General features: G+C 67.4%; 19 protein-coding genes, 1 tRNA gene and 1 pseudogene. 14 read left to right on the forward strand and 7 right to left on the reverse strand.

Features of this window, described 5'->3' with window-relative positions:
- Positions 1-25: 25 nt before the first annotated feature.
- The 6 genes from eno to GGQ69_RS01160 all read left to right on the forward strand — a co-directional run bounded on the left by eno (position 26) and on the right by GGQ69_RS01160 (position 7,233).
- Positions 26-1,312: a phosphopyruvate hydratase gene (gene eno / locus GGQ69_RS01135; protein ID WP_183523554.1), complete on the forward strand. Its 1,287-nt coding sequence runs from the start codon at positions 26-28 to the stop codon at positions 1,310-1,312.
- Positions 1,313-1,512: 200 nt separating this feature from the next.
- On the forward strand, positions 1,513-2,379 hold the full coding sequence (locus GGQ69_RS16305; protein WP_370577039.1) for a septum formation initiator family protein: 867 nt from the start codon (positions 1,513-1,515) through the stop codon (positions 2,377-2,379).
- Between the two features lie 56 nt (positions 2,380-2,435).
- Positions 2,436-4,139 (forward strand): DUF501 domain-containing protein, encoded by a 1,704-nt coding sequence (locus tag GGQ69_RS16685; protein WP_183523556.1) that lies wholly within the window; start codon positions 2,436-2,438, stop codon positions 4,137-4,139.
- Positions 4,136-5,551 carry a S8 family serine peptidase gene (locus tag GGQ69_RS01150; protein WP_324590147.1) on the forward strand — a complete coding sequence of 472 codons (1,416 nt, stop codon included), beginning with the start codon at positions 4,136-4,138 and terminating at the stop codon, positions 5,549-5,551. Before GGQ69_RS16685 ends, GGQ69_RS01150 begins: the two co-directional genes overlap by 4 nt.
- 58 nt (positions 5,552-5,609) lie before the next feature.
- Positions 5,610-7,037, forward strand: coding sequence for an NAD(P)/FAD-dependent oxidoreductase (locus tag GGQ69_RS01155; RefSeq protein WP_183523558.1), 1,428 nt, complete (start codon positions 5,610-5,612; stop codon positions 7,035-7,037).
- Positions 7,038-7,156: 119 nt separating this feature from the next.
- A tRNA-Leu gene (locus GGQ69_RS01160) sits at positions 7,157-7,233 on the forward strand.
- Positions 7,234-7,295: 62 nt separating this feature from the next.
- Here GGQ69_RS01160 and GGQ69_RS01165 read toward each other — a convergent pair.
- Both GGQ69_RS01165 and GGQ69_RS01170 read right to left on the reverse strand, forming a co-directional pair.
- Positions 7,296-8,420, reverse strand: a complete 1,125-nt coding sequence (locus GGQ69_RS01165; protein ID WP_183523560.1) for a site-specific integrase — start codon at positions 8,418-8,420, stop codon at positions 7,296-7,298.
- On the reverse strand, positions 8,407-9,036 hold the full coding sequence (locus GGQ69_RS01170) for a helix-turn-helix domain-containing protein (RefSeq protein WP_183523562.1): 630 nt from the start codon (positions 9,034-9,036) through the stop codon (positions 8,407-8,409). The genes GGQ69_RS01165 and GGQ69_RS01170 overlap by 14 nt, the downstream gene beginning before the upstream one ends.
- Positions 9,037-9,134: 98 nt before the next feature.
- Between GGQ69_RS01170 and GGQ69_RS01175 the strand changes: the two genes are divergently transcribed.
- The 4 genes from GGQ69_RS01175 to GGQ69_RS01190 all read left to right on the forward strand — a co-directional run bounded on the left by GGQ69_RS01175 (position 9,135) and on the right by GGQ69_RS01190 (position 12,291).
- Positions 9,135-9,338 (forward strand): AlpA family transcriptional regulator, encoded by a 204-nt coding sequence (locus GGQ69_RS01175; protein WP_183528139.1) that lies wholly within the window; start codon positions 9,135-9,137, stop codon positions 9,336-9,338.
- Between the two features lie 413 nt (positions 9,339-9,751).
- Entirely contained in the window at positions 9,752-10,522 is a 771-nt protein-coding gene (locus tag GGQ69_RS01180; RefSeq protein WP_183523564.1) for a hypothetical protein, read from the forward strand.
- 199 nt (positions 10,523-10,721) lie between these two features.
- Entirely contained in the window at positions 10,722-11,546 is an 825-nt protein-coding gene (locus GGQ69_RS01185) for a sigma-70 family RNA polymerase sigma factor (protein ID WP_183523566.1), read from the forward strand.
- A gap of 382 nt (positions 11,547-11,928) precedes the next feature.
- Entirely contained in the window at positions 11,929-12,291 is a 363-nt protein-coding gene (locus GGQ69_RS01190) for a hypothetical protein (RefSeq protein WP_183523568.1), read from the forward strand.
- Positions 12,292-12,299: 8 nt separating this feature from the next.
- Here the strand turns inward: GGQ69_RS01190 and GGQ69_RS01195 are convergent, their stop codons facing one another.
- The 4 genes and pseudogenes from GGQ69_RS01195 to GGQ69_RS16320 form a co-directional block, all read right to left on the reverse strand.
- Positions 12,300-12,515 carry a hypothetical protein gene (locus GGQ69_RS01195; RefSeq protein ID WP_183523570.1) on the reverse strand — a complete coding sequence of 72 codons (216 nt, stop codon included), beginning with the start codon at positions 12,513-12,515 and terminating at the stop codon, positions 12,300-12,302.
- The gene (locus tag GGQ69_RS01200; protein ID WP_183523572.1) at positions 12,512-12,994 is read right to left on the reverse strand and encodes an SHOCT domain-containing protein; all 483 of its coding nucleotides are present in this window, start codon (positions 12,992-12,994) and stop codon (positions 12,512-12,514) included. The genes GGQ69_RS01195 and GGQ69_RS01200 overlap by 4 nt, the downstream gene beginning before the upstream one ends.
- Positions 12,995-13,408: 414 nt before the next feature.
- Positions 13,409-13,900: a hypothetical protein gene (locus tag GGQ69_RS01205; RefSeq protein WP_183523574.1), complete on the reverse strand. Its 492-nt coding sequence runs from the start codon at positions 13,898-13,900 to the stop codon at positions 13,409-13,411.
- 214 nt (positions 13,901-14,114) lie between these two features.
- Positions 14,115-14,332, reverse strand: a pseudogene (locus GGQ69_RS16320) (PhoH family protein); the annotation flags it as partial.
- 420 nt (positions 14,333-14,752) lie between these two features.
- Here GGQ69_RS16320 and GGQ69_RS01210 point away from each other — a divergent pair.
- Complete coding sequence (locus tag GGQ69_RS01210; RefSeq protein ID WP_183523576.1) at positions 14,753-15,568, forward strand: hypothetical protein; 816 nt, start codon at positions 14,753-14,755, stop codon at positions 15,566-15,568.
- A gap of 1,069 nt (positions 15,569-16,637) precedes the next feature.
- On the opposite strand, the gene GGQ69_RS01215 is transcribed toward GGQ69_RS01210, so the two are convergent.
- On the reverse strand, positions 16,638-17,828 hold the full coding sequence (locus GGQ69_RS01215) for a VCBS repeat-containing protein (RefSeq protein ID WP_183523578.1): 1,191 nt from the start codon (positions 17,826-17,828) through the stop codon (positions 16,638-16,640).
- 140 nt (positions 17,829-17,968) lie between these two features.
- Between GGQ69_RS01215 and GGQ69_RS01220 the strand changes: the two genes are divergently transcribed.
- The 3 genes from GGQ69_RS01220 to GGQ69_RS01230 all read left to right on the forward strand — a co-directional run bounded on the left by GGQ69_RS01220 (position 17,969) and on the right by GGQ69_RS01230 (position 20,340).
- Positions 17,969-18,454 (forward strand): hypothetical protein, encoded by a 486-nt coding sequence (locus tag GGQ69_RS01220; RefSeq protein ID WP_183523580.1) that lies wholly within the window; start codon positions 17,969-17,971, stop codon positions 18,452-18,454.
- Between the two features lie 164 nt (positions 18,455-18,618).
- Positions 18,619-19,335 carry a DUF4240 domain-containing protein gene (locus GGQ69_RS01225; protein WP_183523582.1) on the forward strand — a complete coding sequence of 239 codons (717 nt, stop codon included), beginning with the start codon at positions 18,619-18,621 and terminating at the stop codon, positions 19,333-19,335.
- Between the two features lie 126 nt (positions 19,336-19,461).
- Entirely contained in the window at positions 19,462-20,340 is an 879-nt protein-coding gene (locus GGQ69_RS01230; RefSeq protein ID WP_183523584.1) for a sugar nucleotide-binding protein, read from the forward strand.
- The last annotated feature ends 210 nt before the right edge of the window (positions 20,341-20,550 follow it).

Raw genomic sequence — 20,550 nt, forward strand, 5'->3', positions numbered from 1 at the left:
CACCTGCCTTCAAAGGAGACCGCACATGGCCCTGATCGACGCCATCCATTCCCGTGAGATCCTCGACTCCCGCGGCAACCCCACCGTCGAGGTGGAGGTGCTGCTGACCGACGGTGCGCTCGGTCGCGCCGCCGTGCCGTCGGGTGCCTCCACGGGCGAGTTCGAGGCGGTCGAGCGCCGGGACGGTGACAAGGACCGGTACCTGGGCAAGGGCGTGCTGAACGCCGTGAACGCCGTGATCGACGACATCGCGGACGAGCTCGAGGGCATGGACGCCACGGACCAGCGCCTCATCGACACCCTGATGATCGACCTGGACGGCACCGAGAACAAGGGCAAGCTGGGCGCCAACGCCATCCTCGGCGTCTCCCTGGCCGTGGCCGACGCCGCCGCCGCCTCGGCGGACCTGTCCCTGTTCAAGTACCTCGGCGGGCCGAACGCCCACCTGCTGCCGGTGCCGATGATGAACATCCTCAACGGTGGTGCGCACGCCGACTCCAACGTGGACATCCAGGAGTTCATGATCGCCCCGGTCGGCGCCCCCAGCTTCTCCGAGGCGCTGCGCTGGGGTGCCGAGGTCTACCACACCCTGAAGAAGGTCCTGCAGGAGCGCGAGCTGGGCACCGGCCTGGGCGACGAGGGCGGCTTCGCCCCGTCCCTGCCGTCCAACCGTGCCGCCCTGGACCTCATCACCGAGGCCATCACCCGCGCCGGCTACACCCCGGGGCAGGACATCGCCCTGGCCCTGGACGTCGCCTCCTCCGAGTTCTGCGAGAAGGGCTCCTACATCTTCGAGGGCGAGCAGAAGTCCGCGGCGGACATGATCGACTACTACACCTCCCTGGCGGACTCCTACCCGCTGGTGTCCATCGAGGACCCGCTGGACGAGAACGACTGGGAGGGCTGGAAGCAGCTCACCCAGGCCCTGGGCGACCGCGTGCAGCTGGTGGGCGACGACCTGTTCGTCACCAACCCGGAGCGCCTGCAGCGCGGCATCGACGAGGCCTCCGGCAACGCCCTGCTGGTGAAGGTCAACCAGATCGGCTCGCTGACCGAGACCCTCGACGCGATCTCGCTGGCCCAGCGCCACACCTTCCACTGCATGATCTCCCACCGTTCGGGCGAGACCGAGGACACCTTCATCGCCGACCTGGCCGTGGCCACGAACGCCGGGCAGATCAAGACCGGTGCCCCGGCCCGCTCCGATCGGGTGGCCAAGTACAACCAGCTGCTGCGCATCGAGGAGGAGCTGGGCGACTCCGCGCGCTACGCCGGCGCCTCCGCCTTCCCGCGGTACCGCGGCCGGTCCTGACCGCCCCGAGGCGCCCCCGTCCCGTGCCCGCCTGAGGCGGAGACGGGGCGAGGGCGCCTCACCGGCCACCGGTCCGGCGCGCTGTTCGGGCCCGGCACCCGGAGCCGGTATCCTCGATGGAGATCCCTGACGACCCGGCCAGGGGACCAGGCGGCGGCCCCGGCGCCAGACCCGGTCACGGACACCCAGTGGAGGTACAGGTGGCGACTCGTCGGCCCCGCGTCCCCAAGTCCGCCCGCCCCTCTGCCCAGCGGTCCCTGGTCGCCACCGGAACCGCCGGCCGCACCACCTGTGTCACCGGCCACTCGGCCAAGGTCATCCCGCTGGACGCCGCGCCGTCCCTCCACGTCGGCGACGCCCCGGCGGACGCATCGGGCCGGCCCGCCCCGTCGGCCGCCCACTCCGCCCACCGGGATCCCGCGTCGGTCCGTGCCCGGACTCCCGCCGGCGCCGCGGCCCCCGCCCGTGCCGTCGGCCCGGAGGCGTCCGAGGACGCCGAGACGACCCCCGAGGAAACGGCCCCCGAGGCCACCACCGCCCCTCGTCCCACCCTCACCGCGGCCGAGCGCCGCGCCGCCGCCCGCCGGGACCTGCTGCGCCGCGCCAGGCCCGGGGGCACCCCCGCGGCCCGCACGGCTCGGCCGTCGCCGGGCCCCTCCCGGCCCGCCGTCGTCGAGCCCGTGCCGGCCCGGAACTTCTCGGGGCGGTCCGTGGCCCTGCTGGTGGTGCTGTTCGTGGCCGCCGTGCTGCTGGCCCCCACCCTGCGCGTGTACCTGGACCAGCAGGCCGAGCTGCGCGCCGTCCAGGAGGACATCTCCGCCCAGCAGGAGGAGCAGCGCCGGCTCACCGCCCAGATCGCCCGCTGGGACGACCCCGCCTACATCCAGCAGCAGGCCCGGGACCGGTTCAACCTCGTCATGCCGGGGGAGAAGGCCTACATGGTGATCGGCGGTGACCAGGCGGTCGAGGACCCCGTCCCCGGTCCGGCCAGTCCCGGTCAGGTCAACCCGGACATGCCCTGGGCTGACGCGCTCTGGGACTCCGTGGTGCGGGCCGGCACGGACTGAGATAGGCTGATCCGCCGCCGTACCCGTCCGTACCCGTCGTCAGCCCCGGAGGATTCGTGAATCAGGACCTGGACCGCACGCCCACGCCGCAGGACCTGGACACCATCAGCCTGCAACTGGGGCGCCCGGCCCGCGACGTCGTCGAGATCGGGGCGCGCTGCGTGTGCGGCAACCCGCTCGTGGCCACCACGGCCCCGCGGCTGTCCAACGGCATCCCCTTCCCCACGACCTTCTACCTGACCCACCCCGTGCTGACCGCCGCCGTCTCCCGCCTCGAGGCCGCGGGGGTCATGGCGGAGATGACCGAGCGCCTGCAGCAGGACCCGGAGCTGGCCGCGCACTACCGCGCCGCCCACGAGGCCTACCTCCTGGAGCGTGACCGGGTCGGGGCGGTAGCCGGCACGGACGGCGTCCCGGAGATCCGCGGGATCTCGGCCGGCGGCATGCCGGACCGCGTGAAGTGCCTGCACGTGCTGGTGGGCCACTCCCTCGCCGCCGGACCGGGCGTCAACCCGCTGGGGGACGAGGCCCTGGAGGCCATCCGCGCGGACTGGACCACCGACCGGTGCTGGTGCGCCGGCGCCTGGGACCCGGAGGCGCCCGTGCCCAGCCGGGACCTCAGCCGCCACGTGCGGCGCCTGGCCGGGGAACGCAACCCCGTCATGACCGAGGCCGGGGCCCCCGCCGCCGAGGCCCCGCCGCAGGACGCCCCGGCCGGCCGTGTGGTGGGCGCCGTCGACTGCGGCACCAACTCCATCCGGTTGCTCGTGGCCCGGGTCGAGGGGCCCACGGGTGGCGCGGCCGGGGGATCCACGGGGGGCACCGGTGGTGCCGGGACCGTGCGGCTGGTGGACCTGCACCGGGAGATGCGCGTCGTGCGGCTGGGCGAGGGCGTGGATGCCACCGGGCAGCTGTCCGAGGCCGCACTGGAGCGCACCTTCGCCGCCGCCGAGGACTACGCGCGCATACTGCGCCGGCTGGGCGCGGAGTCCGTGCGCTTCGTGGCCACCTCGGCGAGCCGGGACGCCCGCAACGCCGAGGTGTTCACGGCGGGCATCCGCGAGCGACTGGGCGTGGAGCCCGAGGTCATCTCCGGGGACGAGGAGGCGGCGCTGTCCTTCGCCGGAGCGGCCTCGGTCCTGGACCCCGACGCCCTGGCCGGCGCCGGCACGCCCGCGGCGGGCGGCCGCGACCGCACGGTGCTCGTGGTGGACCTCGGTGGCGGGTCCACCGAGTTCGTCCTCGGCACGCTCGACGGCCCCAAGGGCCCGCAGGTCCTCGAGGCGGTCAGCGTCCCGATGGGCTGCGTGCGGTTCACCGAACGCCACCTGCACGGCGACCCGCCGACGCCCGGGGAGATCGCCGCGGCCACCGCGGACATCGACGCGGTGCTCGACGAGGTCGAGGCCGCCGTCCCGCTCGGGCGGGCCGCCGCCGTCGTCGGGGTGGCCGGGACCATCACCACGGTCACGGCCGCCGCCCTGGGCCTGACCGAGTACGATCCCGCGGCGATCCACGGCACCCGGCTGGACCTGGGCACGACCACCCGCATCTCCGGGCAACTGCTGGCGGCCAGCCGCTCCGAACGGGCCGCGCTGCCCTACATGCATCCCGGCCGCGTGGACGTGATAGGCGCCGGGGCCCTGATCTGGTCCACCGTGCTGCGACGCGTGGAGCGGGCGACCGGGGGAGCGGTGACCTCGGCGATCACCTCCGAGCACGACATCCTGGACGGGATCGCCCTGTCCCAGCTCGCGTGAGGGCGGGTCCGGCCCGGCGGGTGTTCTCGGCGGTCCTGGCCGCCGGTCTCACCCTGCTCTCCCCGGTCTCACCCGTCTCGCCGCTGTCGCCCTCACTGCAGCCGGCCGCCGCGGACGAGTGGCGCGAGGGACAGTACTGGCTGGAGGAGTACGGATTCCGGCGGGCCTGGGACCGCACCCGCGGCGAGGGCGTCACCGTGGCCGTGATCGACACCGGGATCGACGCCGCCCACCCCGACCTGACCGGTCAGGTGGCCGGCGGTACCGACGTGTCCGGCGCCGGCGGCGCCGAGGGCACCACGCCGGTGGGACCGGTGCCCGAGCACGGGACCCTCGTGGCCTCCGTGCTCGCCGGGCACGGACACCACGGAGGGGACCGTCCCGCCCCCGGGCCGTCGGGCCCCGCCGCCACGGGATCCGCGTCGGCATCCCCGTCGGCCTCCTCCTCGCCGCCGTCCGCGTCCTCGGCCGCGCCCGTCGGCGAGGCCACCGGCGCGGAACCCGGACCGGACGGTGTCATCGGGGTGGCGCCGGAGGCGAGGCTGCTGTCCGTCTCGGTGCACCTGGGGGATGACAACCCGGACGGGCCGAGCCCCGAGGACCAGATCGCCGAGGCCGTCACCTGGGCCGTCGACCACGGCGCGGACGTCATCAACATGTCCCTGGGCTCCAATCGCCAGGACTGGCCGGAGAGCTGGGACCGGGCCTTCCTGCACGCGGAGGAGAACGACGTCGTGATCGTCGCCGCGGCGGGCAACCGCGCCTCTGGTGCCACGACGGCCGGCGCGCCCGCCACCATCCCGGGGGTGCTGACCGTCGCCGGGCTGAACGCCGACGGCACGGCCAGCTGGGACGCCTCCACCGAGGGGATCTCGATCGGCGTCGCGGCGCCCGCCCACCCCCTCGTCGGGGCCGTCCCCGGGGGAGGCCACCAGCAGTGGCAGGGCACCAGCGGCGCCGCACCGCTGGTGGCGGGCCTCGCCGCCCTCGTCCGGTCCGCCCACCCGGAGATGCCCGCCCATCAGGTCATCCACCGGATCCTCACCACCGCCCGGGACGCCGGCGTCCCCGGTGAGGATCCCGTCTACGGCCACGGGGTCATCGACGCCGCGGCCGCCGTCACCGCCGAGGTGGACCAGGTGGACCGCAACCCCATGAACACGATCGCCGACTGGATCCGGGTGCACCGCCGGGCCGAGAGTCCCGCCGCCGCACCGGCCGGACCCCCCGCGGCGTCCCCGGGCGCACCGGCGTCGACCCCCGCGCCGGCGACCACCGCGCTGCCCCGGGCGGCCCCGCCCACCGATCCTGTCCCGGGCCTGCAGCCGGCACTGGTGCTGGGGACCGGGCTGGCCGTCGTGGCCCTGCTCGGCACCGGCGTGGTGCTCGGGTTGCGGCGGCGTGGGCGCTGACATTGTTACTTTGTGAGAAGTTTCACGAAGTGACGACCGCGGGTTTAGGGTGTAGCCCATGGCTATTACCCCGCAGCTGTCTCCGAAGCCCCGTGTCCTGATCGTCGGCGGCGGTTACGCCGGCCTCTACGTCGCCAAGAACCTGGAGAAGAAGGTCAAGGAGCGTGGCGGCGTCGTCACCCTCGTCGACCCGCTCCCGTACATGACCTACCAGCCGTTCCTGCCGGAGGTCGTCGGCGGCCACATCGAGGCGCGCCACATCATCGTGGACCACCGCACCCACCTGAAGCAGACCGAGGTCGTCCAGGGCAAGGTCGTCAAGGTCGAGCACGCCCGCAAGACCGCCACCGTCCAGACCCCGGACGGCACCGAGTTCGAGGTCCCGTACCAGGACGTGGTCGTGACCGCCGGTGCCACCACCCGCACCTTCCCGATCCCGGGCCTGGCCGAGGCCGGGATCGGCATGAAGACCGTCCAGGAGGCGCTGGCCCTGCGCAACCAGATCCTGGACCGGATCGAGGTCGCCTCCACCATGACCGACGCCGCGGCGCGCTCGCGCGCCCTGACCTTCGTGGTGGTCGGCGGCGGCTTCAACGGCGTCGAGACCATCTCCGAGATGGAGGACCTGATCCGGGCCGCCATCCGCAAGAACCCGCGCCTGGCCCAGTCCGACGCCCGCATCGTCCTGGTCGAGGCCATGGGCAAGATCATGCCGGAGGTCGGCGAGGACCAGGCCGTCGGCGTCGTCGAGCACCTGAAGTCCCGCGGCATCGAGGTGCTGCTGAACACCTCGCTGTCCGGCGCCGAGGGCGGCGTGCTGAAGCTGATCAACATGCAGGACAAGTCCGACGCCGGCTCGTTCGAGGCAGACACCCTGGTCTGGACCGCGGGCGTGGCCGCCAACGCCGTGGCCAAGCAGACCGACTTCCCGGTGGAGCCGCGGGGTCGGATCGAGGTCACCCCGACCCTGCAGGTCAAGGACGGCGAGGACGGCGTCCTCGAGGGCGCCTGGAGCTGTGGCGACGTGGCCGCCGTGCCGGACCTGACCGGTGACGGCCCGGGCGGCCACTGCGTCCCCAACGCCCAGCACGCGGTGCGCCAGGCCCGTCGCCTCGCCGCCAACCTGCTGGCCGTCCGCTTCGGCGAGGGCGCCGTGGAGGAGTACGTCCACAAGTCCCTGGGTGCCGTCGCGGGCCTGGGCGTCGGCAAGGGCGTCGGCAACCCGATGGGCCTGAAGATCTCGGGCATCCCGGCCTGGATGGCCCACCGTGGCTACCACGGCATGGCCATGCCCACCTACGAGCGCAAGGCCCGCGTGATCACCAACTGGGCCCTGAACGCGATCTTCGGCCGGGACACCACCGCGATCGAGGAGCTCGAGACCCCGCACAACGCCTTCCTCGAGGCCGCCGGCGGTGAACTCAAGCCGGGCCGGTTCTCGGGCCGCAAGGCCATCGGCCACGCCGAGCAGTACGAGAACGCCTGACCGTCCGGGAGCCCCGCGCTCCCGCGGTGCACCGCCTGGGGACGTGGTCCGCGGGGTCAGGCGCACCGATCACGCGCCGCGGCCCGGTACCCTTGAGGGGTTCCGGGCCGCGGCCGTCCGCCCCCGTGGCCCAATTGGCAGAGGCGAGCGACTTAAAATCGCTGTGTTGTGGGTTCGAGTCCCACCGGGGGCACCACGTCAAAAGGCCGCAACTTCCGCGTAGTTACAGGGATATTGCGGCCTTCGTCGGCTCGCAGATCAGCCGTTTGCCCACGTTTTGCCCACAATCTGCTCCGAGACCACCTCATCCAGCCGGTCAGCGACGGCATTCAGGTCGTCATCGAAGAGGTCGGCGTAGATGTCCAAGGTCATGGCTGCAGAGCTGTGGCCGAGCATGCGCTGTACTGCCTTGACGTTTGCCCCGGCTGAGACCGCGAACGATGCTGCCGTGTGCCGCAGGTCGTGCGGGGTGACCCGTGGCGCCCCGGCATCCTGGAGTGCGGCTGCGAACCACGAGTCGCGGGCCCGTGTCTCCGCGTCCGCCCCGCCGCGGACTCGAGGCTGTCTCAGGAACTGGCCGTTGTGCCCCGGGAACACCAGATCGTCCGGGCCCTTGCTCTCGCACAGCTTCGCCAAAAGCTCCGCCAGGAATCGAGGGAACGGTACTGACCGATGCTTGTGGCCCTTCGGTGTGCCGACCTCGAACACCCCGCCGACCTCGACGGCGTTCCGCTCCACCAGGATCCGGCGACGCAGCATGTCTAGGTGCTTCACCTGGAGGCCGACAGCCTCGCCCCACCGCAGACCGCAGTAGGCCAGCATCAGAACCAGCACGGGGTGCTTGGAGGCCTCCGCGATGTCGTGCACTTGACGGTGGGACAGGTACACGTGCGGCTTCTTCCCCTTGCGAGGCAGTTTCACCCCGCGCGCGGGGTTCGACAGCAGCCGGCGATCGTCCACTGCGTCATCCAGGATGGCGGCCAGTACGCCGTACGCCCGGATCACCGTCGTGGCCCCGCGATCACCGCCCAGATCTGCGACCCACTGCTGGACCGCCGTCTTCCGTACATCGGCAACGGCGACTTGGCTCCAGCGGGGTTCGACGTGGACTCGCCAGGCGCTTTCCACAGGGCGCAGCGCCGAAGGCTTTAAGTGCGACTGCCGGCCGAGCCATGCCGGTCCTAACTCGCCTACCGTGGTCCTCGAGGCGGCCACGTCAATGAACTCGCCACGCAGTTTGGACACCTCAACCGTGGCCGCAAAGGCCTCCGCATCCCGCTTCGTTCTAAACCCGCGTTTGTCCGTGCTCCGGCGCTCCGGCGTCCGGTAGCGCACTCTATAACGCCGCCCGGCTTTGGTCTCATAGGCCTCAATCGTCGCCACTGTCAGTGCCCTCGTCGCCGTAAATCACCGATACGTCGTCACGGGCAGGGTGGAAGTCCACCGTGCCGGTAAACCGTTCGATTGCCTTCGCCGCCTTCTGTAGATCACGCAGCGCTTCCTCAAGGACGCTCTTCTCGCTGTCCGTGTCGTCGGCATTTGCATTGAGACGCGGGCGAACTGGTCGCGAGAAGTCGCGGGACGCTGCGGGAGACAGCTTGGCTTGTGTTTGGTGCTGGAGGTCATTCAAGGGTCGGTTCCCATCGGCCCAGTGCCACAGGTCGGCGAGAGAAACTTCCCCGACTGCGGTGGCCCGCACGGATCGTCCCGTGTCTTCGAGTGGCAGCAACAAGGCGTTTGGTGTGACGCCCAGGGCAACCGCTAAGGCCATGAGGTCGTCAACCGTGACTCGGCGGCCACCGTTTTCAATTTCGCTCAGTCCTGACCGAGGCATTGTGTAGCCGTTTGCCTTCAGCCGCTCCGCCAGGTCCGCATGAGTGAGCCCTTGGGACTTCCGATGTTGTTGGACGTTGTGCCTGACACATTCGCCAGTGGGCCCGAGTGTCACTCGCCTTTTCGGACGGCGGGGATCAGAGGCGCTGCTCTCGGGTGTCGGCATATGCGGATTCTATGTTGAGTCTTGCATAGCGTTCAATGACGGGCTACGGTCCTGCATAAGCCGACAAAAGCGGTGGATATTCCAACATAGGAGCCATGATGGCAGATACCAGGCTTTATACCGGTCCTCAACTCGCTGAGTACCTGGGCACTACCGCCGGGACGCTGGCGTACTGGCGGTACATGGGCCGGGGGCCGAAGTTCATCAAGCTGGGCCGCTCTGTCCGCTACCGAGAAAGCGATGTGAATGCGTGGCTGGACTCCCAAGCCAGGGAACAGACGGGGGAGCGGGCTAGTGCCTAGCGACTGGGCACCCCAAAGCACGCCGCGATGGGCGCAGCCTAGAGCGTCCACACGAGAAAGGGCGTTCGCACATGTCTGGGGAGACCTGCGAACGCCCTTCGGAACCAGCCACCGTTCAGGAGTCAGGATCCATGATCCATTCTAACGCGAGCAACTTTCCGTATATCGACCCGCCAACTGGCCTCACTGTGGACTCGAGTAGCCGAATCGCTTACGGCCCCCGAGCCGGGGACGTGGCTTCGTCTTGGATGCCAGAACGGGACGTAAACGTGGTGACTGTCGGTGAGCAGAGTCTCGCCACTTCCTGCGACCTATTCGATGACCTCGACGCCGTGGTCGTGGCCATCGGCATCTTAGGGGCGACGGAATGAAGGCGACCGGTTGCTCGAACCGCAGACCTGGGGGTGTTGCTGATGGGCGCCTCTAATGCATTGCTGGTTTCTCATTACTGGAAGCATTTGGGACACCGCGACCACCGTCTGCTGACCTTTCTGGCGTTGGTCTCTCTGGACTCCGGCGCGCCGCCCGTCTACTTCGGCGGCTGGCAAGCCGGCGCCCGGCACCTCGGCCTGGACCCCGAGAATAATTCGGACAACGCCGCCGAACAGTTCCGCCGGGCAATGGCCAGTCTGAAGCGGGCTGGGGCCATCGTGCCCAATGGAACTGCGCGTCAGGGCCACAGGGCCGAGTATGCCTTGACCTTGGACCCGATGACAACGGCGGCCCCGACGATCACCCGGAACGGCGCCGGCCGGCCCGTGACCGCATGGTCGGTTCTCCACAGGCAGGACCCGCGACCACAACCGAGCACCACCTCAAAGGTGCCCCTCAGCCCCACCGAAACGGTGCCCCACCAGCCCCACCCAAATGGTGGGTTAAGCCCCACCGAAACGGTGCCCCCTAGGAAGACTGAGGAACCACTACAGGACTACAGCGAGGAAAACCAGGTTGAGTCCCAGCCATCCGCACCAGCGCCTGTGGAAATTTCCGGGGCACGGACGGCAGAGGGGATCGAGTCGGAGGTTTATGCGGCCGCCAGCGCGTACCTCCAGGCCCGGCCGATGCAGCACCTGTCCCTGATGGAACGTGCGTTGGCCGAGCTCGGCCCGGACAGCTCGGTGCGCCACCAGGTCATCACCGCGGCCACGCTCGACGGTTGGCGGCACAAGGAGGCTGCGACATGAGAACCCTTCAACCTCGCGCCACACAACCCCTGCTGCTGGCTCTCGTCGAGCACGGCCCGCCCGGCTTGGGTTGCTGGACCCCCAGCCGGGCGCGCCGCGACTTCGAACGGGCCGCCAACCATCACTTCAGCAGCGCCCGACGCGCCCGGCCCACGATCGAGCAAACCACTGTCCGGGCCATCCGGAAGGAGAGCACCCCATGACAACGACTTCAGTCGATCTCGACCACCTCCGACCAGTTGTCACGGCCATGGTCCGCCAATACGGCGGCCCAGCCCACGACATCGACGACCTGTTGCAAGAAACGTGGTTATCCCTGCAACGCGTGAGGTTCGATCCGAGCCGGGGGGACGGGCCCACGCTGTGCCGCGTGGTAGCCCGCCGCCGGGTCCATGACTACTACCGGCAGGCTGCCAGCCACGGTTCCCAATGCAACGGCGGCAAGACAGACAGCCTGGAGGCCATCACGGCGGTCCGGGGAGACTCAGCCGCGGTCGGCCACGTGGACGATGACACCAGACGTGTAGACGCTACCGACGAGCTCCGGCAGGTGCTCGAGGTGCTGCACCTCGTCCAGCACGCGCTTGGCATGGACGGAGAACGAGTGGAGCACTTCCTGCGGTTGCACTTGATCTACGACGGGGACACCACGGCGGCCAGCGCTGCTCTCGGTGTCTCGGCCCATGTTCTCCGGGCGTCCGCTCGGGACGTTATCGCGTTGGCCCAGGTCGTTCGCGCCGCGTTGGAGGCTCCCGACGATGCCCCATCGATCGTGGCGACGGTGGCGAGCGTACCCAGCACCATCGGCCGCCACGCGCCCGCGTACCTCGGTGCAGCACTGGAGGCCGGGGGAGTCACCGCAGTGGACGTACATGCGTTGGCTACGGCCACCGGGACGCCATTCAATACCGCCCGTCAGTACTGGTCACGGATCCGGGTCCTGGCCCGGGCCGCAGCGTGGACCTTCCAATACAAGGACCACCCCACCACTGACCATGACCAGTTGTTCCCTGGGGGCCTGTAATGCTCTCCCGGTTCCGCAGGTCTCTCCGCATTTCTGCTCGACGGGCTCGTAGAGCCCGCGAGGCGTGGGTCCGGAACAGCCTGGACGCCGCCCTGCCGGCGTCCGTGGAGGGCCGCGTTCCGGACTGTGCGCAGACTCCCCGAGGGCGCCTCCTGCTGTCTGCACTGACTCTCACCACATTGCTCGGCTGGCTCCTAGTGCTGCTCCTCATCACCCTGTAGACACCCACACAGTGCCCAAGTCAGCGGAGTTCAGAACGCACCAAGAGACACGCCCAAACGCCAGCTTCAGGCAGAGCCTTCGAGCCGTACCTGTCCTCGGACTCAGTCCCTGATTCCTAACCGTGTCCGCGGTGATCCCTATGCTCACGCCCATGGCATGAGTGAAGCGCGCCGGAGGTTCAGGAACGGGATTCTACAGCAACGGACTAGCGGCCGGGGCGCCCGCCGTGGAGCCCCGGCGCGCCAGTCGGCCGACACCCCCGGTCACGGAAACCCCCGCACCGCCCAAGGACAACACCTCGGCCCCGGCGTACCGGCCCACCAAACGTGAGCAGGTGTTCTGCGGCCGGATCATCCTGGACGTGCTGGCCCGCACGGTCCGCAAGGGGACCGACGCGGAGTTGAGCATGCTCTACCCGGACGCGCTCGAGTTTTTCGGCGCGGACTCTCCGCACTTCCAGGGGGCCTGCAAAGGCCAAGCGGGGGCCGCCACCCACTATGAACGAACCGTCGCAGGCGGCTGATTCAGTAGCTAGTAGTCAGCGCGGCGGATGCTCGTCATGCGCCACATTTCGGACACCTTTGCCATGAGAGCTTCCCGGCCCGGCTCGTAGTTCTCCGCCTCGACCGCCTTTTCCTCGACTTGTCGGGGGTCACGCCCGCTCTGGTCCTCAGGTATGGGCTCGACCATCGCAATGAGATTCACAGCCACGTCGTAGGCGCGGGCGATCCGCGCGGATGCGGTCACAGTTCTTCGATGACCTTGGAACGTTTGGTCTGGTATTCGTCCTCGGTGATAAGTCCTGCTTCCCGCGCCTGGTTCAACGCGGCAAGTCGCTCTGATGGGGACCGGTCGGAGGATTGGCCAACGGATGGCGCGGATTCTTTAGTGCGGTTGAGGACGTTGGCCAGAACGATGCCTAATACGATCAGCACCGCGCCGCCCAAGGTGAAGGCCCAGGCGGCAGCGGTTGGGCCTGCCAACTCCTCGGCGCAGTCAGCAGCCGTGTTGCTTATTCCGAACCCTGCTTCCCTGCGTATTGCGTCAAATAACTGGGCGCCTGAGGAGTCGGGAACAAATGGTGATCCGCAGTCAGTGTCTTTGGAGAAGCCAATGAACAGGCCAACGATCAGCGAGGCGAGTCCTGCTAGGCCAACCCACAATCCAAGGGAGTTCTTTTCGGGGTCCGTCTCCCGCTCTCTGGCATTAGTTTCCGCACGACTCAAGATGATCCCCTCCCGGTGATGACAGGGCCGGCGATGGCGGCACTACAATTTCGGTGCGATGAGGCCATTATGCATTTCACTGGGGCGGACTCTGCGCGCACGAGGCGGCAATCACCGCGCTGGTTGAACGTAAAGCGGCGAACAGTGTGGCGCCAGGTGGGAGTCAGCGTGAACGTACCGGTTCCAACCAAGCGATTCCCAAAAACCATCCGCGTGCATAGAGAACGCGATACGGGGACACGCTGATGACCGAGCTGTTCCACGTCTACGATGAGCTCTCCCCGGAGACCAAGCGGAGAATCCCGCTGCAACCGACGTGGGCTCTCGACGAGGACGCCATCTCCTGAACCACGACAAGGACCCGGACCGGTGATCGGTCCGGGTCCTTGCGCTGGAGCACAGGATGGCGGTGCTTCAGCCGTTCACGGAGATGGGGTCAGTGTGGAACCAAGGCGACCACTCTCCATCAATGTTGTTGAAGCCCTCGACCTTGAACCGGATCGCGTGATGCACCGACTCGCGTCCGGACTTGTTGTAGTCCTTGAGGGTGTTCCACGGGACCCGCTTCTTCGTCGCTTGCTGGTTCTCCCCTTGCGAGAACGTCCACTGACCGGTCCGCTCCTGACGCACGTGGTTGCGTCCGTCGCGGAGCTGGTAGACCTTGTGCTCGTAGTAAAGCGTTCGCTTCCCGAAGCACGTTGCCTGGAAGGCGTACTGGTACAGGTCGTCACCGGTCGAGCTGGTCTTCCAGAATGCCGGGGTCATCAGGGTGACCTTACAGCCATCCTGCCTGTATGACTCATCAGCCTGCACCGGGCCGGCGAAGGCCAGCGCAGAGGCTAGGGTTACCGCCCCGGCGGCGGCCACTGCGAGGGCGCGCCGGGGACGGGTCGAGGTTGTCTCCATTGTCCTGTTCCTTCGTTTCCGGGCCGCTTCGCCGATCGAAGCTGTGTCTCCCAGTCCCTCAAGGATGGCGACGAGAGCCCCGAAAAACGTCCGCTGTCCGCTGTATTCGCGCCGTACCGTCACCGGGGTAGAACCCCTAGTCCGTCAGCGGTAAACGGCCACCGCCCCTACCCCGGTTGGGGTAGGGGCGGCCGTCCTGGTCGAAGGCTGCGGCCTACGCTTCGTCGAGCAGTTTGGTGACCAGGGCGGCGATCGGGAACGCTCGGCCTCGATCAGCTTCACGTGCCCAAACAACGGCTGACCCATCTACGTCTCGAGCACCGCCGCGATCCCGTAGTCCCGGCCCACCCGCAGGCTGTCCCGCTGGGCAATGTCGTGGGTGAGCACAATCTTGGAGTCCTGCCTCTGCGGTACCGGCCGCAACACGTGCCGTCGCCCCGCCACAGATGCTTTTTCTTTCCCCCAGCCAGCTCACCATGGGCAGCACCCGTTCCTCTTCCGACAGACTCGAAAACTCCACGTCCCAGATGCCTGGGCCACGCCGATTCCTTCTCGCACCTGCCAGCGTCGCAACACTTCTGCTCGCTTTCATCCCGGGAGCCAGCGGCGCCGGTCAACCTCCGTTGAGCGCATGTCAGGACTCGAACGCGCGGAGAAACAGCCAGGCGCCCCGAAGCCTGCGCCGGATGGGGAACGGCCACCGGGCGACCTGCTGGGCTCGCCCTGACGTGCTCGAATCACAAGGCGGTCGCCACCGACGAAGGCCCTAAACTGCAATAGCTCCCAGTCAGCTGTTCCTCCCTGCATCCCCCGCCGGGTAAGGACGCTGCGCACCGAAAGGCCCCACCTCTCATGAAGTCCTCCCGAGCACTGATGGCCCTCTGCCTCACCACCGCCCTCGCCACCACTGGGTGCGCCGACACCCTGCGCCAGGACTCCGACGACACGACCCCGAGCGCCTTGTCCACCGCTACCACCGGCCCGACAGCATCCCAGAACGCCACCTCGGCGCCCCCGGTCGTGAAAGAAAACGTTGCTTCACCTACGGAGGCCGCCACCGCGTCAGCCGAGGGCCTCATCGACGTGCGCCCGGTCAAAAAGCTGCTGCGCTCGGCCGTCGGGGACGATGCATCGATTCGAACCCCGGAGATGATCCGGGTTGAATCGGCCCGGTCCCGCGACGGAGAGTACATGGCCAAGTATGGTCAGGACTGCGTGGACGCCACCGCCGCCTACCTGCAGTTTGACAATGCACCGGGCGTGGAGCTGATGACCGCCTCGGTCTCCGAGGACTCATCAATCAACCAGATCGAGGCCCCGCTAACGGAGGTTGTGTCCATCCGGGCGTTCGCCTCGGAGGATGACTTGGATCAGTCCGACGAGCTAAACGAAAAAGCGCTAGCTGCCTGCACTGATGATTCCTCGCGGTGGGAACAGTTACACACTGAGCATGACGGGTTGCCCATGACGGTCACCTCCCAGGTGCAGATCATGGACTCGTCCGTCTTCGCGGATTCGGTGATCGTGCAGAACCTGTCTGTCAATCACGGGTCGACGCGCGTTCAATACTCCACCACGCCGGGTGCCTTTGCCGAGGCACCGCTGAGCACCGAGGATTTCCTGGCCGAGGCCGGCCCACGCATCGTCAAGATCGTCAACGGACTCTGAGCTCCCACACCCGGTTCGGGTGTGATCAGTGTCTGCTGAGCATTTCTTCTTTGCGAGAACGCGGTGCCCACATGGAACGGCAGAAGGTAACTCGGGAACAACGCAGTGTGTCAGCTGCACGCTACGTGATCCCCGTCCGGACCACAGCTGAGCGAATGAATCCAGACTGTCCTCCGGAAAGTGGCGACTCGCGGCAGGTCAGTCCTGCTCGAGCGCACCCAGGTCTTGGGTCCTCTCGGTCAGGGTGTCTCGCATCTGGCGGTCGCCCAGGAGGGCGCTCCGACGCTCCTCACCGTGGGCCGTCATTGCAGGACCCCACATAGCGAGTTCAAGTCGGCGTTCACCGGGATCGCCTGAGATTTCGTTGATCGGAACCTGCATGCTCGTTTCCTCGGCCATCGGCGTCGGATCATGGTCGGTGCTTCGGTCGTCCGTGCAGGCCCCAAACAGACCGGCCGTAATCATGACTGTCAAGTCTCGTGACATCGTCCGAGTGCCGGAGGGGCCTGCCATGGTGAATGGGACTTGTCACTTGGATGCCTGCCATTCCGGGCGCCGAACTGCAACGCGGAGAGCGGCGCCGATATGCAGCACGGTGCCCGGAACGGCAGTGGCTGTGAAGGAACTTTTTCCAGGGCTAATTGCTCCACTCGCAGGTCAAGAAGGACACAACACATCTTCTTGAGCTGGTTCGGTTAGCCCGCGGCATCCCTGATGCTCCAACGGGACCAGACCCAATGGATTGTCCCTGAACTCTTGGAACGCCTGACCACCCCTCCTATCCGGTTCAGGAGTAGACAACACGAAAGTTAGAAGGCCTGCGACGAGCTACTCCTGCTCTTTCATACAAAGATCTCTCGATGTGACGCTCAACCTGTGCGCCAAAACGTCCCGCGACTTCGACCTGGGAAGCCGAACAGGCCGCTGTGAGACCTCAAGGACTGGCGCGCATGAACTTTTGCCATGCGAATTGATAGTCGGCTTGGCCGAATGCTGGTCGCTCTGTGGGCGGTTGAGGTGCCGCCCATCGGCGGCACCTCAACTTCCTTGCCCTATTGGCTTCAGGCGCCTAATCCGAATCACCGGCCAGGAACCGTGGGTGGCGGTCGACTCGCCAGCCTCCGGCATCAGCGGAGGCGCCGAACTCGGGAAGTAGACCCGGCTTCAGCACGAACGTCGTTTTGGTGTTATAGGTGGCGACATAGACGCCGGCGTTGCCGAAGCCCACGATGTCCGCCCGCCCATCACCGTTCACATCGGCCAACTGCCGCGGGTTCTTCTCGACCCGCCAACCACCGGCGTCGTAACCGAAGTTGGCCAGCATCTGGGACCGCAGGGTGAAGGTCCCGTTGGAGCGACCGTTGGCGACATAGACGCCGGCGTTGCCGAAGCCCACGATGTCCGCCCGCCCATCACCGTTCACATCGGCCAACTGCCGCGGGTTCTTCTCGACCCGCCAACCACCGGCGTCATAGCCAAAGTCATTCAGGACCCGGCCACGGGAAGTGAAGGTCCCGTTGGTGTTGCCCGTCGCGACATAGACGCCGGCGTTGCCGAAGCCCACGATGTCCGCCCGCCCATCACCGTTCACATCGGCCAACTGCCGCGGGTTCTTCTCGACCCGCCAACCACCGGCGTCATAGCCAAAGTCATTCAGGACCCGGCCACGGGAAGTGAAGGTCCCGTTGGTGTTGCCCGTCGCGACATAGACGCCGGCGTTGCCGAAGCCCACGATGTCCGCCCGCCCATCACCGTTCACATCGGCCAACTGCCGTGGGTTCTTCTCGACCCGCCAACCACCGGCGTCATAGCCAAAGTCATTCAGGACCCGGCCACGGGAAGTGAAGGTGCCGTTGGTGTTGCCCGTCGCGACATAGACGCCGGCGTTGCCGAAGCCCACGATGTCCGCCCGCCCATCACCGTTCACATCGGCCAACTGCCGTGGGTTCTTCTCGACCCGCCAACCACCGGCGTCATAGCCAAAGTCATTCAGGACCCGGCCACGGGAAGTGAAGGTGCCGTTGGTGTTGCCCGTCGCGACATAGACGCCGGCGTTGCCGAAGCCCACGATGTCCGCCCGCCCATCACCGTTCACATCCCTTCTCAACGAAGGAGAAGAGGCGATGGCGGTCTGCTCGGAAGAGGAAGTGCCGGTGAGGCGGTGACTGACGTCAGATATTGCTGGCGCCCCTCCCATGGTCATGGACAGGGTTGCGGTCGCTGCAACTGCAAGAAAGCGTGTGGAGTAGAGATGCTTCATTGGGATCTCTCCAGGTGTGTGCACCGGCCATTCGCTGATTCTTCCTTCATAAAGATCAATGACCCGAATTACGCCATGGCGGGGACCATACGGTCACCCGGTGTGGGCCGGACTGGGGTCTCCGGAAGGCTCAAAAGCGATTGCGCAACCCATCAGCCGCCCATCAAGGCCAGCTCGAGTACCTGGAAGTCAAGTGGGGCGACTACAACGACCTGGCGCCCATCGCGGCCATGCCCGGTCTGCATACCCTCAAGTTCCACGCCATGCCGGCCGTGACGAGCGTGGACCCACTGGCGAGCCACCCGTCCCTTCACACCCTGCAACTGCACGGGTTGCGCGATGCTCGGGACATGACCGCCCTGGGCACCCTGCCCGCGTTACGGGACCTGTCCCTGGGTGGAGACTTCAACTCGATCCGCATCGCCCACATCGACTCCCTGGACTTCTTGGCCGGTCTGCCAGAACTGGAGCGGTTGTCCCTGGACGGTCTCATCGTGGACAGCAAGGACTACACCCCGATGATGGGACTGCCGAACCTGACCGAGGCCTGGGCCATGGAATGCCGGGGCATGCGCCCACCGATCCGCGAACTCGCCGCACAGGTGCGTGGCTGGAACGACTTCTAGTACCAGAGCATCACGGGCTGGCACACCATCGGAGCTCTTGGCTGGTTCTCTGCACTGCCAGTCCCGTCTCGCAGATGGCCGTCAGGACCTCTGCTTCTCACCCTTATGATCTCCCCAGGAACCTCGGGCTGACATGCGATGAGGGCAGAGCAAGGGGAACCAGTATGAGGAAGATTTTCTCGGCCGTCGCACTGATCACGGTGATGGGCTTCGGAGTGGTCGGCTGCGGCGAAGATCCTGAAAACCCAGGCGCGGACGCAGAGGATTTCGGCTACGTCGCAGAGTCTTCCCTCGATGTCCCCGACGGCGGGCAGGGGGGCGGGCACTCCGATCGATACCCCGCGGTCGCGGCGATGGAGGACGACCGCTTCTGGCACATCATTGACCAGTCCAGGACAGTGGCTGGTCGCAGCATCGATGACCAGACCGAGAGTCTGACCAGCACGCTGGCGGGTCTTCCGGCGCCGGAGATCGCCGCGTTCGACGTGGCGTTTGTGGCCCGCCAGGACGAGCTCTACTCGTGGGATCTGTGGGGCGCCGCCTACTTGTTGATGGGCGGGTGTTCGGATGACTGCTTCACCGACTTCCGCAGCTGGGTCCTAGCGCAGGGCGAGGACTACTTCGAGGCGGTGCGGGCCGACCCTCAAGCCTTGGCCGATGGGCGCCTGGAAAACGTCCGCCAGGTCGGCGAGGCGGAGCTGTTGTCCTACGCCGCGATGGACGCGTACATAGAGGCAACCGGCCGAGAAATCTTCATGGATTACCCATCTCATCCGGGACTGGAGACTGCAGCAGAGCCCACCGGGCAAGAGTGGGACGAGGACGACGAAGACGCGCTGCGCGCACGCTACCCAAAGCTCAAGCCACTTCCGTTCTGGTAGCCACGAACGGCTCGGGCCACGACATCCCAGCGGACAGGGGCGCCACCGTCCTGGTGTTTCGTGCGAAAGGCTGGCAACTCGCGCTCAGTCATGCCCCTTGGAGGATCGCCGAGAGAGACTGTGGACATGCCCGATGCACCAAGCACGCTGAACGAAGAGCCCGGCCGGATCCTGCTGGTCGGGTGTGGGAAGTTGGGCACGCGCCTGGGCCGACGCCTCGTAGATGCAGGGTGGGAGGTGTTGGCGCTTCGCCGCCATCCGGGCTCTCTGCCTCCTGAGTTCTCCACTCTCGCGATCGACCTGCAGGAACCGGCGCCCCACGCGATGCCAGAGGTGGAGGCGATGGTGATCACCTTGCCTCCTGGCGCGCGAGACACCGGGGACTGCTCCGATGGTTACCGCACCCCGCTGTACAACCTTGCCGCAGCCCTGCCTAGCGTGCCCGGGCGGGTCGTGTTCGTATCCTCCACCCGTGTTTTTGAAGGCAGTGCGCACCACCGGGCGCTGACCGAAGTGGACTCCCCGGCTCCGGTGACCGCGCGGGGCGAAGCACTGCGCGATGGAGAATTGCTAGCCGCGGATATGTTCGGCGCGCGCATCCTGCGCCCAGCCGGGATCTACGGGCCCGGCAGGGAGATGTTGGTGCGTAGAGTCCTCGAGGGCACCCCGGTCCAGTACGCCCGGCGCACCAATCGGATCCATGAGACCGATCTGGTCCGCGCCCTGGAGGCAATTCTTGGGGCAGCCGACCCACCACGGGTGCTGCACGCTGTGGACCAGAAGCCGGCCCTACTGGGTGAGGTCGTCGAGTACATCGCGCGGTGTCTGAGGGTACCGGCGCCGCCGCGAGTTCACCCCGAGGCCGCCAGCGGTACCACCCTCGATGGCACACGGCTCCTCAGACTGTTGGGCACCTTGGAATACCCCACATTCGAGACCAGATACGCCCAGCTCATCACCGCGCGCCAGGATGAGTCCACGAACGGAAACAAGCCCACCAAATGACGAACTTCTGTGATCGCGTGAGGATTCCGGCCTTGGACTCAGGTGGGTCCGATAGGGGATCCCCTTACGGCATCGCACCGTCGCCCATATGACCCTCGGCAGCACCTCTGACCCCGAGAATGCCCCACCTTATATCTCTGGACTGGAGTCACTTGGCGGAAGTGATCACGACCGCTCCCCGTGCCGTCCGTCAGGCGCAAGAAAGCCTGG

Origin of the sequence: Micrococcus sp. TA1 (assembly GCF_014199555.1) — a bacterium.
In the GTDB taxonomy this organism is placed as follows: Bacteria; Actinomycetota; Actinomycetes; order Actinomycetales; family Micrococcaceae; genus Citricoccus.

Bases quoted from the DNA above. Each gene is read 5' to 3' on its own strand.
- GGQ69_RS01215 (WP_183523578.1), bottom strand. From the start codon at position 17,828: ATGAAGCATCTCTACTCCACACGCTTTCTTGCAGTTGCAGCGACCGCA.
- GGQ69_RS01230 (WP_183523584.1), top strand. From the start codon at position 19,462: ATGCCCGATGCACCAAGCACGCTGAACGAAGAGCCCGGCCGGATCCTG.
- GGQ69_RS01225 (WP_183523582.1), top strand. From the start codon at position 18,619: ATGAGGAAGATTTTCTCGGCCGTCGCACTGATCACGGTGATGGGCTTC.
- GGQ69_RS01210 (WP_183523576.1), top strand. From the start codon at position 14,753: ATGAAGTCCTCCCGAGCACTGATGGCCCTCTGCCTCACCACCGCCCTC.
- GGQ69_RS01180 (WP_183523564.1), top strand. From the start codon at position 9,752: ATGGGCGCCTCTAATGCATTGCTGGTTTCTCATTACTGGAAGCATTTG.
- GGQ69_RS01170 (WP_183523562.1), bottom strand. From the start codon at position 9,036: ATGCCGACACCCGAGAGCAGCGCCTCTGATCCCCGCCGTCCGAAAAGG.
- GGQ69_RS01205 (WP_183523574.1), bottom strand. From the start codon at position 13,900: ATGGAGACAACCTCGACCCGTCCCCGGCGCGCCCTCGCAGTGGCCGCC.
- GGQ69_RS01175 (WP_183528139.1), top strand. From the start codon at position 9,135: ATGGCAGATACCAGGCTTTATACCGGTCCTCAACTCGCTGAGTACCTG.
- eno (WP_183523554.1), top strand. From the start codon at position 26: ATGGCCCTGATCGACGCCATCCATTCCCGTGAGATCCTCGACTCCCGC.
- GGQ69_RS01155 (WP_183523558.1), top strand. From the start codon at position 5,610: ATGGCTATTACCCCGCAGCTGTCTCCGAAGCCCCGTGTCCTGATCGTC.
- GGQ69_RS01185 (WP_183523566.1), top strand. From the start codon at position 10,722: ATGACAACGACTTCAGTCGATCTCGACCACCTCCGACCAGTTGTCACG.